Genomic DNA, 14754 nt, shown 5'->3' on the forward strand with positions numbered 1-14754 from the left:
CCGACCGGACATTCTGCGTTTCATCCGTTGCCAAAAGTAATTGTTCTTAAGCGCCCCACACCACCGGTACTTTTGCTCGTAGCGAACGCTCCAGCAGTACGATCAACGGTACCGCTCGCACCGCAAGACTGATATTCGGGCGCTGTTCGCCGACGTCGTCGTTTTTTGCTTCGTCCGCGCTTTTCGTTTGGGGCTGTTGCGTTTTGCTGGCGGTCGCCGCTTGCCTAAGTTTTGCGATCGCTGCCGGCAATTGCTCGATGGTAATGGTACCTTGCTTGTCGAGTTTCTTGCCGATGATGTCGAGCAGTTGCTTGGCGATATCGCCAAACATCATGACATCGCCGCTGGCTTTGGATTTGAAGGTGATCAGCATAATCCACGTTTTGCGTATTTGGTTCGGATAAACAATTGTGACGGATCTGACGGAAAGGCGACAAGCGTTTCGACGAATTCGATGGTGGGGTCCATGCTGGGGTGCCGGCAATACGAGCGCCGGCAGTAAGGTCTATCTCACTTGTCTGTTGTGCGTCCGTCGTTCGCGCAATACTCTTCAGTTATCCCGATCAAACGGTATAGAAATATGGGAGCGCTTTCGCCCCGAGAAGTAGTAGATGCTTACGTGACGGCTTTTGCCGCGCGCGATTTCGATCGTGTGCGCACGTTGTTGGCCGATGAAAGTTTTCGTTCGCGTAGCCCAATTTCGGAATGGGAGAATGCCGATGCGTTCATCGACAGCATTTCGCGGGTGGGGCCGATTCTGGAAATGGTGGAGCGGCGTCACACGTTCGCCGAAGGAAATGAAGTTTGCGTCATCCTCGATTACGTGACGCGCATGGACCAGCGGCACGTTTGGCCGGTTGCGCATGTTATGCGCGTCGAAAACGACAAGATCGTTTTTATCGAGTCGTTCTTCGATGCACGGGCGTATGCGGCGATGTTCGAAATGGGCGAGATCGAATGATTATGGGTTGTCCGTCGTCGGCGGCAGACGAGGCGACGAACGCGGCGTTCGCGCGGCACAGAGGTCGTCATCACCGTTCTGGTTTGATAAGCGGAGGTGTAGCCTGCAACAACGTGCGGGAATATTCCCGCGTTTTAGTTTTGGTAGGAGTTGTGACATGAATACCAGGAGGAATTCTATGAATCGTTTGGAACCAACTACGCTTTGGAGTGTTGCGGCGTACCGTCTGTGGGTGACGACGTCGCTGGGTCTGGCATGCTCCGCCGCGAACTATGCGGCGATGGGTAATTACTTCGTTTCTAATGCATTTAGGAAGCAGAGTAATAAAGGTATCGGCGACAAGTTGTCGTCCATGAGCGCTAGCCGTAGTTCGTCACCGGTGTCGGACAGTGCGCGTCGCAGCGTAAGTTCGCCGCCGAGCGCTTCGGTCGGCGATTTGGTTAAGAAGGTGGTTGCGCCGGACGTCAGCGTCGCCAATCCGCCGAGCAAGCAGGTGCCCGCGCCGTCCGTCGCCAATGAAGCGCGCGAGCCGCTGGCGAATGGGCCGAGCGTGCCATCGAATGCGGCGGCCGCCAAACCCTTCGTACCGCCGCCCGGCTCGCACGGAAAAGGTGGTAAGAAACGTAGACACCGTCCGGAAGGAAAGGACCATCACTAGCCATTGAAGTCGCCCGGCGCACCGCCGGGCGATGTTCGTGTCGTGGTCCTATTAGTAAGATGTTTCAGCGATCCAGCATCCGTAGCCGGCTTTCTATCCAGTCGCGGTCGAGGTAACAACCTTGCAGATGGCGTCGGCCGGTGTTCGGATCGGCGCTTTCGCGGAATTTGCGCATCCCATATTTGTACCGCCTTTCGCCGTAACGCGTGTGTCCACTCGGCGTAACTGTAGTGTCGTAGCTAACCGTGCGCGAACACCGACGTATGTTCGTCGGCGAACGTCGCCACGAGTTCGCCGCTCGACGTGAGTTGCGCTGGTTCCGGGTGGGTCAGTAGTGCTGATTAAAGCTTACGCCGGCAAATCTTGTTGACGACGAACTATCTCTGAGACCTAGCCGTGGCGCCCGGTATTTTTGAGGAAGCATCGTCGCAGGGGTTAAGCTCAACAGGTCGTTTCTAGTCCGGAATACCAACGACACCGAGTTGGCGAGCAAAATCGACCAGGATCTTCGCGGTCGCGCCCCAAATGATTTTTCCGTCGTAGTCGAGCGCGTAGTAACTAATGTCGCCGGCGCCGTCGATAAGGCGCGACTGTCGTTGGTAGTTGCCGCCGTTCAGCAAAAATTCCAGCGGCACCTCGAGTACCGATTCCACTTCGAACCGGTCGAGCGCGAGCGGAACGTCGGCGGCGATGAAGCCAACGACAGGCACGATATGAAAACCAGTGCGTGTGGAGATCGGTTCGAGCTGGCCGATGACGTCGACCTTATCGGATGGAACGCCGATTTCTTCCTCGGTTTCGCGTAACGCGGCGGCGATCGGACTGGCGTCGCTAACTTCGATGATGCCGCCGGGCAGGCTGATCTGGCCGGGGTGGTGGTGCAGGTGTTGCGTGCGTTGCGTGAGCAATAAGCGAATTCCGCCGACATAGTCGAGCAGCGGCAGCAGCACGGCGGCGTTGCGTAAGCCATGACGGGTGTCGACAGCGGTGGGCGGCGGTAGCCGGGATAATTTTTCAGTGATTAGGGCACGCATGTCATCGTCATCGAGCAAAACCGCTAGCGTAGCCTAATAATAAATAGCGCGACATAATCGCGCCGTCAAAAGAGGCCTGCATGCCACGTCCGCACGTCCGCCGAGGCGGCGCTCGCAAGAAAAAAAGCCGCCGGCGCCGTTTTCGCCTTCCGAAGATTTGGCCGAGCGCGCGCTTTCGCCGGCGTTTGTCGCGCGCGTTTCGGACCGCGCCGGGGCAAGTGCGGTTCATCGTCGCTGCCGCCACCCTTCTTATAATTTGGTTTGTGGCCAATGGCGTGTACCAGGTGTTCCGCAAGCCAACCGAGCTGTATTTTCCCGTAAGTGGTGCGCTGTCGAAAACCTCACCCGAGACCTGGCGTAATTACGGCTCGCTTTTCCGCCGGCATTCGACGGCGGTCATTACGCCGGATTTTTTGGCGGCGCTCGCGCAGGTCGAGAGTACCGGCAATCCGGTGGCGCGAACGTATTGGCGCTGGGATATGAGGTGGGATCCGTTCAAGGTGTATCGGCCGGCGTCGAGCGCGGTCGGCATGTATCAGATCACCGACGGGACATTCGCCGAGGCCAAGCGCTACTGTGTTCACCACAACGTTGTCGTCGAGGATGGGCCGTGGCACGACTGGCGGTCGTGTTGGTTCAACAGTTTGTACACGCGCGTGTTGCCGACGAATGCGGTCGAGATGGCGTCGGCAATGCTTGATCGCCGCGTCAGCAACACGCTAGCGCGGCATCACATCGTCGTCGCTACGCTACAGCAGAAGCAGGACTTAGCGACGGTGATCCACTTGTGCGGCGCTGTTGCCGGCGACGCTTTTGCCAAGCGCGGCCTTCGGCCAATCGACGGCCAGCGCTGCGGCGATCACGATGTTCGCGGTTATCTCGCCAAAGTTAATGCGATGAAGCGAGTATTTTTACGGTTGCAGGCGGCAGAGTAGGGTGGCGGTATCGTTAAAGTGATCTGCTCCGAATGGCACTACTTAACTTAAGCAAAAGCCGAAGCATATCCGCCGCCACTCCCGCTCCCGCAAGAGGAGAGGGAACGCTGTTGTTATGGCGGTGAATCTATGTAAGAGACGGTAACAAAATGAACGTTGGCACGTTAACTCCCTCCCCCTCAGGGGGAGGGTTGGGGTGGGGGTGGGTTTGCGGCACAGCTTCGAAACCCACCCCCACCCTGTCCCTCCCCCTGAGGGGGAGGGGACGGCTACGTTGAAGCTATTTCATTTTGTTACCGTCTCTAAGTTAAGTGCCATTCTGATCTGCTCCTTTTCTTTGAAGGGGACGGAGTTCGGCGTGGCACGATTCCGAGGCACAGCAAATGCATGCATCGTCCCATGAAGTACCGGTGGCTGGCGCCGCGCTGGACGCGCTATTCCAGCAGCAGCGGCGAGCGTTTCGGCGGGTGCCGTATCCATCGGCGAACGAACGCCGTGCCCATTTAGACGCGTTGCATCGATTGTTGACGGAAAACATCGATGCCATCGCCGCCGCCATCGATGCCGACTTCGGCCATCGGTCGTCGCATGAAACAAAATTGCTGGAGTTGTTTCCCTCAATTCAAGGCGTGCGTCATGCCAAGCGCGATGTCGCGACATGGATGCGCCCGGAACACAAATCAGTCTCGGCTTGGTTCCTACCGGGCCGTGCCAAAGTTGTGAAGCAGCCGCTCGGTGTAATCGGCATCATCGCTCCGTGGAATTATCCGCTGTATCTCGCGATCGGCCCGTTGACGTCGGCGTTGGCGGCGGGCAACCGCGCGATGATAAAAATCTCGGAGCTGTCGCCAGTGTTCGGCCGGTTGTTGGCGGAGTTAATGCGAAAATATTTCTCGCCGGATCATGTGGCTGTGGTGAATGGCGATGTCGATGTGGCGCAGGCGTTTGCCGGTTTGCCGTTCGACCATTTACTTTTTACCGGCTCGACCGCAGTAGGCCGGCAGGTCATGCGTGCCGCCGCTGCCAATTTAACGCCGGTCACGCTCGAATTGGGCGGCAAGTCGCCGGCTATCATCGCCCCGGATTTTCCTATCGACGTGGCGGCGCAGCGAGTGATATTCGGCAAATGTTTGAACGCCGGCCAAACCTGCCTCTCGCCCGATTACGTGCTGCTGCCGGAAACGCAGCTGCCAGCGTTTATCGCTGCGGCTAAGAAAGAAGTACAACGGCTCTATCCGAATATTCCGCAGAATCCGGACTACAGCGCGATCATCAACGACCGTCACTATGCGCGGTTGCAAGGTTATTTGGATGACGCGTGCGCCAATGGTGCCGAGGTAATCGCGCTGGGCGATAGTGCGCCGTCGGCGCGCAAGTTGGCGCCGACGATAGTGATGCGCGTCGACCACACGATGCGCCTGCTCCAGGAAGAAATTTTCGGCCCAATCTTACCGGTGCTGACGTATCGTGAATTGCCGGAAGCGCTCGCCTACGTCGTCGACCATCCGCGACCGCTGGCACTTTATTATTTCGACGACAATGCCGACCGCGTCGACCGTCTGCTGCAACAAACCATCGCCGGCGGCGTCACCGTTAACGATACGATTTTTCACATCGCCCAGGATGAGCTGCCGTTCGGCGGTGTCGGTCCGAGCGGCATGGGGCATTACCACGGACCCGAAGGCTTCAATGCCTTGTCGAAGCGCAAGGGTGTTTTCTGGCAGTCGCGTTGGAATACGATACCGCTTCTTAAGCCGCCGTACGGGAAACGTGTCGGTCGGTTGCTCGCGTTTATGTTGAAATAACTCAACGCCGTTTGAAAAATACCGAGCGCCACCGTTTGAATTGCCACCGTCGTCTGTTGCTGGCTCTTAAATATGTTTGGGCATCTCCGGCCAGTGTTGTCGGCTTGGCGTTGGCGCTCGTTGTGTGGGCGGGCGGTGCGAAGATGGCAGTGATCGACGGCGTTCTCGAAGTCGGCGGTGGTCGCGTGGGCTATGGCATCACGCGGTTACCGGCGTGTCGTTTCAGCGCTATTACTTTTGGCCACGTCGTTATCGGTATCGATGGCAACGCGCTCATCGACTGCCGCGCGCATGAGCGCGTGCATGTGCGGCAATACGAACGTTGGGGTGTGTTGTTCTTCCCGCTTTATCTGGGCTCGAGCCTGTGGCAGCTGTTGTGTGGACGGAATCCGTATTGGGATAACTATTTCGAGCGGCAGGCGTATCGCCAGACCGGCGAGCCGTAAGAAAAGCGGGTGGGCAACAAGTTGTTGCGCCAGCCGCGACGCGAGAAATTCCTCCGCTCGGCCGTAGGCCTAGAGCGGCCAGGCCGAGGCCGACAGGGGTAACGGCAAGCGCCGTGTGGTCGAGAGGTTTTGCTTTCACAATCGGCTGCAGTTTATCGAAATCAACGGGATTTACGGCAATTGCCTCATATGATGGGCAATTGCCGGGTCGCCGCGCCCCGGCAGGTATGAGAGAATGCCGGCCGCTTGCTATCTGCTTAGCCCTCCGCTTTGGCCCTTGCCGCATCACGGTTGTCTTAAGCTATAACTCGCATACCGATTCGGTTTCCCGATCCGCTGTTGCGGCGCTGGAAACTCTTTGCTCACTTACCGGGTACCGCGCCTTGATCACCACCGCCAACATCACCATGCAGTTCGGGGCCAAGCCCCTGTTCGAGAATATCTCGGTCAAATTCGGCAACGGCAATCGTTATGGCCTTATCGGCGCTAACGGTTGCGGCAAGTCGACGTTCATGAAGATTCTGGGCGGCGATTTGGTGCCGACCTCGGGCAACGTCGCTGTCGACAGTAATGAACGCCTCGGCAAATTGCGCCAGGATCAGTTCGCGTTCGAGGATTACTCGGTGTTGGATACGGTGATCATGGGCCACACTGAGCTGTGGCGTGTGAAGACCGAGCGTGATCGCATCTATGCGCTGCCGGAGATGAGCGAAGCCGACGGCATGAAAGTCGCTGATCTCGAAGTTCAGTTCGCCGAGTTCGACGGCTACACCGCCGAGGCGCGTGCCAGCGAGTTGCTGCTGGGTATCGGCATTCCGCTGCATCAGCACGTCGGACCGATGAGCGCGATTGCGCCGGGTTGGAAGCTGCGCGTGCTGTTAGCGCAAGCGCTGTTCGCCGATCCGGAGATCCTGCTGCTCGACGAGCCGACCAATAACCTCGACATCAACACCATCCGCTGGCTCGAAGACGTGCTCAACGCGCGCAACAGCACGATGATCATCATCTCGCATGATCGCCACTTCCTGAACAGCGTATGCACGCACATGGCCGATCTCGATTTCGGCGAGCTGCGCATTTATCCCGGCAACTACGACGACTACATGATGGCGTCGACGCAAGTGCGCGAGCAATTGTTGGCGGACAACGCCAAGAAGAAAGCGCAGATCGCCGAATTGCAAACCTTCGTCAGTCGCTTCTCGGCGAATGCGTCGAAGGCCAAGCAAGCGACGTCGCGGGCACGCCAGATCGATAAGATCCAGCTCACCGATGTAAAGCCGTCGAGCCGCGTGAGCCCGTTCATTCGCTTCGATCAAGAGAAGAAGCTGTATCGGCAAGCGCTGGAAGCCGAGAACGTGAGCAAGGGCTTCGGCGAGACGCCGCTGTTCCGCAAGCTCAACGTGATGGTCGAAGTCGGCGAGCGCGTCGCCGTCATCGGCCCGAACGGTATCGGTAAATCGACGCTGCTGCGCACGCTGGTCGGCGAACTGGCGCCCGATAGTGGTCGCATCAAGATGTCGGAGAGCGCCAACGTCGGCTACTTCGCGCAAGACCATGCCGCCGATTTCGCGACCGACACGAACCTGTTCGATTGGATGAGCCAGTGGGCCAAGGGCCAAGACAAAAACGAGCAATCGATCCGGGCGGTGCTCGGTCGCTTGCTGTTCTCGCGCGATGAGAGTGCCAAATCGGTGAAGATTATTTCCGGCGGTGAGCAGGGGCGTATGTTGTTCGGCAAATTAATGTTGCAACGACCGAACATTATGATACTCGACGAGCCGACTAACCACTTGGATATGGAGTCAATCGAGGCGCTCAACCTAGCACTGGACAATTATCCGGGTACGTTGATCTTCGTTAGCCACGATCGTGAGTTCGTGTCGTCGTTGGCGACGCGCATCATCGAGTTGACGCCTCAAGGTGTCGTTAACTTTGGTGGTACGTACGACGATTACCTACGTAGTCAGGGTGTGGAATCATTGCCGCCGGCGCAGCGGCAAGCGCGTTAATTTCCGAATTCCGCTGCGCACTATTTGAATTACCTCTAGTTTAATGATGTATACGTGGGCAGTGCCTTACTGCCCACGCGCTGGTTTTGTGTCCGCTATTCTTTTTCTTCCCCTCGTTATTTTTTTTTCAACAAAGTAAAAAAATCAGATAGAACGATTCGTGAATCGTCGTGTCACACCGAGCAGGCGTGGTGCGCGCGCAAGTGGTGATTTTGGTCTCTATGGCAGTTGTCTCGATGTCATCTTTTTGAAACATCGTGTGTCAGCCGAAATCGATGCCGTCACCACGACGTCTCGCTCTGATTCGTTAAGTGCGGCGAAGCAGAGGAGGGTGAATGGACGTTAACTGTTGAACCCAAGGAGGGTGTAGGTATGACGAATTTGTATGCTCAATATGCCGGTCAATTACCAGGCGCGTCGGCGTCGTTCGGACAATTAGCACCGCAGGGTCTTTTAGGCGGCGCCTTAGGCGGTCTTGCCGGCGGTCTCATCGGCAATGCCTTCGGTCAGCGCGATCCGGGTAGCACAATCGGTGGTCTGGCCAGCGGTTTCTTGCCGTTCGCGGCGAATCCGCAGGCGCAACAGCAAGCGCTTCAGCAGCTACTTCAACAACAGGCCCAACAGCAGGCGTTGCAACAGGCGCTCCAGCAACAGGCACTCCAGCAAGCGCTGCAACAGGCACTACAACAAGGGCTCGGCGGTTTGTCGGGTCAGCAGTCGCAGAACCTCGGTGGCTCGGCGCTCGCCCCGCAGGGTTGGATCGGAAATCTTGTTGGCCAACTGTCACCCGCACTCGGTGGCGATCTCGGCCGGGCAATCAGCGGCATCGGTGGAGCGTTGGGACAAGTGCTGCCGTTCGGCGTAGGTCCACAGCTGCAGCAGGGACTCGGCGGCCAACAAGGGCTCGGCCAACAGGGCTTTGGACAGCAGGGTCTCGGTGGTTACGGTGGCGCACAGCAAGCCCAACAACAACAGCAAGCCTTGCAACAAGCGCTACAGCAAGCACTGCTGCAGCAGGCGCTACAACAGGCACAACAGCAAGCGCTCCAGCAGCAGGCATTACAGCAAGCGCTCGGTGGTGCGTCGGGTCAGCAGTCTTCCTATCTGGGAGGTTCAGCACTCGCCCCGCAGGGTTGGCTCGGTAATCTCGTCGGTCAGTTGTCACCCGCGCTCGGTGGTGTTGTCAGTGGCGATCTCGGCCGGGCAATCAGCGGCATCGGTGGAGCGTTAGGGCAAGTGCTGCCGTTCGGGGCAAGTCCGCAGCAGCAGTTCTTATTGCACTAAGGTCTCGGTTCAGTGATTGCGTAATGGGTGTTGTCGACTGGAGATCGACGGGAATGTCGGCGCCGGAGAAATTTTCATGACAGATGTCTCACTGTCTACCACCAGCGAGTGGCTAATAGTGGGTCGCGCACCGGACCCCGAGCGTGTGCTCGGCGATGTGATCGACGAGATCAAAAAATATCCGGGGGTCGTGATCGTGCATATCGCCGGGCCCGAGGCGAGTCCACGGCGGGCAGTGATCCGGACTACCGGCGGCATTCTGGCCGATCTCCAGGCGACTTTTGGTGATCGTGTGGTATTCGCGCCCAACGCAGCGTTGAAGTTGTTTACCGAGTAATGGCACAAACACAAGGAGACGTTCCATGGCTGAACGGACTGAACGAGGCAAGGAGCCCGCCGGCGCGCATGTCGTGCCGGTCGGCGGCGCTAAACGAAATTACCTGATCGCGCCGCGTCGCGGCCTGGCGGCGAAGCTGTCGGGGTTGCAGCCGCTGGCGGCGACGGCGATGAACAACACCTTATCGACATTGGGCGTAGAGATCGTGCGTCGTATTCGCCGGGGCGCCAGTACGGTCCAGGCGTTGAGCACGGGTCCGAGCGAGGCGACCGATGTCGTGGTCGCGCGCCTCGAGCCCGAGCGCGCCGAGCTGCTGCGGCAAACGTTGCCACCGACGTTGATGATCGCTGAGGATAAACCACTCAGCTACGGTGTACATTTACAGCGCGTGTTGGCGCCGCCGGAAAAGTTATCGGTGCAGGCGCGCGTCACCAGCAAGAAGCTGCGGTTTCGCGTACTCGGTGCGAACGACAAGCCGTTGGCGAAAACCACGGTGCAGTTGGCCGGGGATGCGTTTCCGGTGAACGGCGTTACCGACGATGATGGTGAGATCGAGCTGACGTTGCAGACGCTTGGCGACCGACCACCGCGGGTGCTGGTGGTGACCCCACCGACCGACTACTGGGATCTGTTTGTGACCGATCCCCATCTGTCCGACAGCGTCGTCAATGTCATCCGCGTCCGCAGTTTGAGTGAGACGATTCCGGGCTTTCCGGAGCAGTATCGTTTTGGTTGGGGTCAGCGATTGATGGGCCTCGATAAATTACCGTCCGAGTTCACCGGCGCCGGTGTCAAGATCGCCATCATCGACAGCGGCTGCGACAACACCCATCCGCTGCTCGGCCACATCAAACTCGGCCGCGATTTCGCCGGCGGCACCGAGCCCAATGCCTGGAATCAGGACGTCATTGGCCACGGAACCCACTGTGCCGGTGTCATCGCCGCGCAAGGCAAGGATAAAAAAATGCTGCGCGGTTTTGCGCCTGACGCCGAGATCCATATCCTGCGCGTGTTCCCCGGTGGGGCTTATAGCAGCTTGCTCGAGGCGTTGGATTATTGCATCAGCAACGAGATCGACGTCGTCAACATGAGCCTCGGCGGTGACGCCGAAATTAATCCGGTCGTCGAAGAGACATTGCAGTTTGCGGTGTTGCACGGTATCGCCTGCGTCGTCGCTGCGGGTAATTCCGGTGATGCGGTTAAGTATCCGGCGTGCTCGCCGGAGACGTTGGCGGTAGCGGCGATCGGTACTCTCTCTGAGGTCCAACCGAACACGTTCGATGCCACCAGTATTCAGAACGGACAAGTGTCGCCGGACGGTCTGTTCTCGCCGTCGTTCAGTTGCCACGGGCCGGAGATCGCGGTGTGCGCGCCCGGCGTCGCGATTGTGTCGACGGTACCCGGCAATGCGTTCGATGCGCAGTCGGGAACGTCGATGGCGGCGCCGCATATCACCGGGCTCGCGGCATTGTTACTCGCGCACCATCCGTTGTTTCAAACCCAGTTTCGTACGCGCAATCGCGATCGGGTAGCGGCGTTGTTCGGGGCGATTCGTTCGATCTCCACGCCCGAACCGTTGACCGCCGATCGCATCGGTGCCGGCGTGCCTAACATCGGCGCCATCGCCAACTCGTTGCAGGCGCGGCCGAGCGAAGCCGCGGTGCGGCAGGCGGCGATGGCGGGTGCGCGTGCGGCGCCACCGGTGGTGCAATCGCAAGGCTGGATCGGACCGTTGGCCACGGCTACCTGGCAGCAGGATTTTGGCGGCAGCGTGCTCGGTGGAACCCTGTCGTCGGCGCCGCCGCTGCCGGTTCCGCAAGGTTGGCTGTTGACCGCCAATCCGTATTACTGGCTGCGATGAGCTAGGTTCTGAGCGCAATCGGTCTCCGTCACAGACTCGGTGCCCCTCTCCCTGAAAATCGGGGAGAGGGGATGAAGGCCGTTTTTCTGTGTGCAGCGTTTAAGTGAGGATCTATAAACAGCAGCGCATCGACCAGCGGCCGGAACAGATTCGGGTCGCCGTGGGCGAACGCGCCGGTACGGATGAGATCGATCACCGCGTGCAGCTCAGTATCGGCGGTGTAGTAATCGCTCGGCCAGTAGCCGTGGGTTTTCAGTGCCGCCAGCTCGGCGGTGTTATGGCCGAACAGAAAGAAATGCTCCGGCCCGACGCGCGTCGCGTAGCTCGATGTTGGCGCCGTCGAGCGTGCCGATGGCGAGCGCGCCGTTCATGGCGAACTTCATATTGCCGGTACCCGACGCCTCTTCGCCGGCGGTCGAGATTTGTTCGGCGAGATCCGCGGCCGGATAGATTTTTTGCGCGCTGTCGACATTGAAGTTCGGCAGGAATACGACCTTGAGCTGATCGCGCACCGCCGGATCGCGGTTGACGACCTCGCCGACAGCGTGGATCAGCTTGATGATTAGCTTCGCCAGCTGGTAACCGGGCGCGGCCTTGCCGGCGAAGACGAATGTCCGCGGCGTGATCGTGAGCGTCGGATCGGCGCGCAGGCGATGGTACAGCGCGATCACGTGCAGGATATTGAGGTGCTGGCGCTTGTATTCGTGGATGCGTTTTACCTGCACATCGAACAGCGAGTCGGGATCGATGACCAGGCCGGTACGCTCGCGCACCAGCAGCGCCAGCCGCTGTTTGTTGCTGCGCTTGATCGCTTGCCAGCGCGTCTGAAAGGCGGAGTCGTCGGCTAGCCGTTCCAGGCGGCGCAACTTATCGAGATCCTTGGCCCAATCGCCGCCGATGGCGTCGCTGATGAGGTCGGCGAGGTTTGGATTGGCGAGTCGTAGCCAGCGCCGCGGTGTGACGCCGTTGGTTTTGTTGCTGAACTTCTCCGGCCACAGCGCATAAAAATCGTGCAACACGTCTCGTTGCAGTAGCTCGGTGTGCAATTTGGCAACGCCGTTGATCGCATGACTGCCGACACAGGCGAGGTGCGCCATGCGTACGCGGCGGTCGCCGCTCTCATCGATCAACGACAGCCGGGCAATGCGGTCGTGATCGCCGGGAAAGCGCGCCCGTATCTCGTCCAAAAAACGCGCGTTGATCTCGTAGATGATTTCCAGATGGCGCGGTAGCAGTTTGCCGAGCAGCGTGATCGGCCAACACTCCAATGCCTCGGGCAACAGCGTATGATTGGTGTAGGCGAATGTGCGACGACAGATATCCCACGCCGGTTTCCACAGCATGCCATGGTCGTCGACCAGTAACCGCATCAGCTCGGCGACGGCGATCGCCGGATGCGTGTCGTTGAGTTGGACCGCGAATTTTTCGTGGAAATGCTCGAGCGGAATCTTTTGACCGCGCATGATGCGCAGCATGTCTTGCAGCGAGCACGAGACGAAGAAGAACTGTTGCTCCAGTCGCAGCTCTTTACCCTGGAAGGAATTCGGCCGACAAATAGGCGACAGTGCGCGATCCTTGTTTTGTGTAAGCGGCGGCGGTGCTGATCCAGCGTTGCAGCAAGCGATCGCGCACGACATACGCTAACGCCAGGTAGTAATCCTTGCGCGTGGCCAATGCCGGAAATTTCCCCTGACCGTAAAGCAGGTGATCGAGGAACGCCTGCTTGAGCGCGTCCTTGCTCAGGCCGGTACGGCCGTCTTCGATTTCGGTGGGTGGCAGACGATTGTCGGCGTAGAGTCTCACGGTCTCCGCTAGAGCAAAAACTATTCCGTTTTTTGTATTTATGCCGGTGCGATTCGTAAGTTACCGAAAAAAAATGCCGACCGATCTGTTACAGCGCGACGCGAGTGTGCATTCGTTTGCACCAACAGTAATCACGCCATGAATGCAAGCACGAACATGGTGCGACGCACGTGTACAATTGCGGCTCAATCTCACGGAGGAAGTTGTAATGGCAATTTCTATGTATCAGGCATCGGTGCCGGTGTTTATCCGCACATTGAATAATTTGGCAGCGATTCTCGAGAAGGGTGCGGCCTACGCCGAAGCTAAAAAGATCGACCCGACGGTATTGATTAACAGCCGGTTGTATCCCGATATGTTCCCGCTGTCGCGTCAGGTGCAGATTGCCTCTGACAGCGCCAAGGGTTGCGCTGCCCGCTTGGCAGGGTTGGAGCCGCCGAAATTCGAAGACACCGAGAAAACATTTCCCGAGCTCATCGCTCGCCTGCAAAAGACAGTGAGTTTTCTCAATACATTGAAGCCGGAGCAGATCGATGGTTCAGAAGATCGCACGATAACAGTGAAGATGCGTGATAGTTCTAAGACCTATGTCGGGTTGCAGTATCTCTTGCATGCCGCCACGCCGAACTTTTATTTTCATGTCACGACTGTTTACGCGATCTTGCGGCATAACGGTGTTGAAGTTGGCAAGCAAGATTTTCTCGGAAAGGCCTAGAGAGCGAAGGGTTCACTCGTGCGCACTAATCTGATACACGCTGTTGTTGTGTATAACGGAGGAAAGACTAGTGCGACGATGGGCCTTACTACTTATCGGGTTGTTAATGACAAGTGCAGCGGTGGCGCAACCGCCGTTCGATACTAACGGAACGGGTTGGAAGGTGTCGGCCGAGCTCGGCTTTATCGATCTGAGCGGCAACACCGAAAGCACCACGATCAATGCCAAGCTCTATGTCGCGCACGAGTCGGAGACGTGGCGTAACAAGTTGCAGGCTGAGCATTTACAGAGCTTCGAGAATGAGGGAGTGACGGCCAAGCGCAGCGTCGGCCAGGCGACGACGAACTATAAGCTTGACGAGCGCAATTATCTGTTCGGCAACTTCCGTGCAGAGAAAGATGAAATCGGTGGGCTCGATTATCGCATTTCCGAAACCATCGGTTACGGTCGACGCTTTTTGGCGGAGACGCAAAAACTCGATCTCGAAGTTGGTGTCGGTGGTAGTCACACACGCTTTATTAATCAGGAGCAGAGCAATGACGCCATCCTGCGTTTAGCGACCACCTATATTTGGAAGATCAGCGACACCGCCGAGCTGAGCGAAGTTGCCTTTAGCGAAATCGGCGAGAACAACACCCACAGCGAATCGGAGACGGGGCTAAAGGTAAAAATTAACGGCAGCCTGGCGACCAAGCTATCGTACCGGGTGTTGCACAATACCGAGCCGCCGGCCGGCACCGAGGACACTGATACCGTCACTGCCGTGACGTTGGTTTACGACTTTTCATAAAGAAGATATCCGGCCTAACTGGCACGACGGGCGGACAAAAATAGTGTCAAAATAGCGGAGTTTGTGCGTTTTCCGAGCGGAATAGGGGTGGCAACCTTAGGCATAGTTGCGGTTCG

Annotated in this window: 13 protein-coding genes and 1 pseudogene; 11 read left to right on the forward strand and 3 right to left on the reverse strand. The window is 58.1% G+C overall.

The window, feature by feature from the left end; genetic code table 11:
* Positions 1 to 46: 46 nt before the first annotated feature.
* On the reverse strand, positions 47 to 373 hold the full coding sequence (locus tag HY308_04995; GenBank protein MBI3897639.1) for a DUF1840 domain-containing protein: 327 nt from the start codon (positions 371 to 373) through the stop codon (positions 47 to 49).
* Positions 374 to 619: 246 nt separating this feature from the next.
* Here HY308_04995 and HY308_05000 point away from each other — a divergent pair, with 246 nt between their 5' ends.
* Positions 620 to 961, forward strand: a complete 342-nt coding sequence (locus tag HY308_05000; GenBank protein ID MBI3897640.1) for a nuclear transport factor 2 family protein — start codon at positions 620 to 622, stop codon at positions 959 to 961.
* A gap of 178 nt (positions 962 to 1139) precedes the next feature.
* Positions 1140 to 1619: a hypothetical protein gene (locus tag HY308_05005; protein ID MBI3897641.1), complete on the forward strand. Its 480-nt coding sequence runs from the start codon at positions 1140 to 1142 to the stop codon at positions 1617 to 1619.
* Positions 1620 to 2074: 455 nt separating this feature from the next.
* Here HY308_05005 and HY308_05010 read toward each other — a convergent pair whose 3' ends face one another.
* Positions 2075 to 2653: a CoA pyrophosphatase gene (locus HY308_05010; GenBank protein MBI3897642.1), complete on the reverse strand. Its 579-nt coding sequence runs from the start codon at positions 2651 to 2653 to the stop codon at positions 2075 to 2077.
* 80 nt (positions 2654 to 2733) lie between these two features.
* Between HY308_05010 and HY308_05015 the strand changes: the two genes are divergently transcribed.
* From HY308_05015 to HY308_05045, 7 genes are all read left to right on the forward strand, one after another.
* Complete coding sequence (locus HY308_05015; GenBank protein ID MBI3897643.1) at positions 2734 to 3588, forward strand: transglycosylase SLT domain-containing protein; 855 nt, start codon at positions 2734 to 2736, stop codon at positions 3586 to 3588.
* A 383-nt stretch (positions 3589 to 3971) separates the two neighbouring features.
* Positions 3972 to 5393 carry a coniferyl aldehyde dehydrogenase gene (locus tag HY308_05020; protein MBI3897644.1) on the forward strand — a complete coding sequence of 474 codons (1422 nt, stop codon included), beginning with the start codon at positions 3972 to 3974 and terminating at the stop codon, positions 5391 to 5393.
* 35 nt (positions 5394 to 5428) lie between these two features.
* The gene (locus tag HY308_05025; GenBank protein ID MBI3897645.1) at positions 5429 to 5839 is read left to right on the forward strand and encodes a hypothetical protein; all 411 of its coding nucleotides are present in this window, start codon (positions 5429 to 5431) and stop codon (positions 5837 to 5839) included.
* Between the two features lie 383 nt (positions 5840 to 6222).
* Positions 6223 to 7848, forward strand: a complete 1626-nt coding sequence (locus HY308_05030) for an ABC-F family ATPase (protein MBI3897646.1) — start codon at positions 6223 to 6225, stop codon at positions 7846 to 7848.
* A 372-nt stretch (positions 7849 to 8220) separates the two neighbouring features.
* Entirely contained in the window at positions 8221 to 9132 is a 912-nt protein-coding gene (locus tag HY308_05035) for a hypothetical protein (protein MBI3897647.1), read from the forward strand.
* A gap of 76 nt (positions 9133 to 9208) precedes the next feature.
* The gene (locus tag HY308_05040; protein MBI3897648.1) at positions 9209 to 9469 is read left to right on the forward strand and encodes a hypothetical protein; all 261 of its coding nucleotides are present in this window, start codon (positions 9209 to 9211) and stop codon (positions 9467 to 9469) included.
* 25 nt (positions 9470 to 9494) lie between these two features.
* Positions 9495 to 11330 (forward strand): S8 family peptidase, encoded by a 1836-nt coding sequence (locus tag HY308_05045; GenBank protein ID MBI3897649.1) that lies wholly within the window; start codon positions 9495 to 9497, stop codon positions 11328 to 11330.
* A 28-nt stretch (positions 11331 to 11358) separates the two neighbouring features.
* Here HY308_05045 and HY308_05050 read toward each other — a convergent pair.
* Positions 11359 to 13073: pseudogene (locus tag HY308_05050) on the reverse strand (glycogen/starch/alpha-glucan phosphorylase).
* 268 nt (positions 13074 to 13341) lie between these two features.
* Between HY308_05050 and HY308_05055 the strand changes: the two are divergent.
* The gene (locus HY308_05055) at positions 13342 to 13848 is read left to right on the forward strand and encodes a DUF1993 domain-containing protein (GenBank protein ID MBI3897650.1); all 507 of its coding nucleotides are present in this window, start codon (positions 13342 to 13344) and stop codon (positions 13846 to 13848) included.
* Between the two features lie 106 nt (positions 13849 to 13954).
* Positions 13955 to 14638, forward strand: coding sequence for a DUF481 domain-containing protein (locus HY308_05060; protein MBI3897651.1), 684 nt, complete (start codon positions 13955 to 13957; stop codon positions 14636 to 14638).
* Positions 14639 to 14754 lie beyond the last annotated feature (116 nt).

It is taken from the genome of Gammaproteobacteria bacterium (assembly GCA_016199745.1).
In the GTDB taxonomy this organism is placed as follows: Bacteria; Pseudomonadota; Gammaproteobacteria; order Acidiferrobacterales; family Sulfurifustaceae; genus JACQFZ01.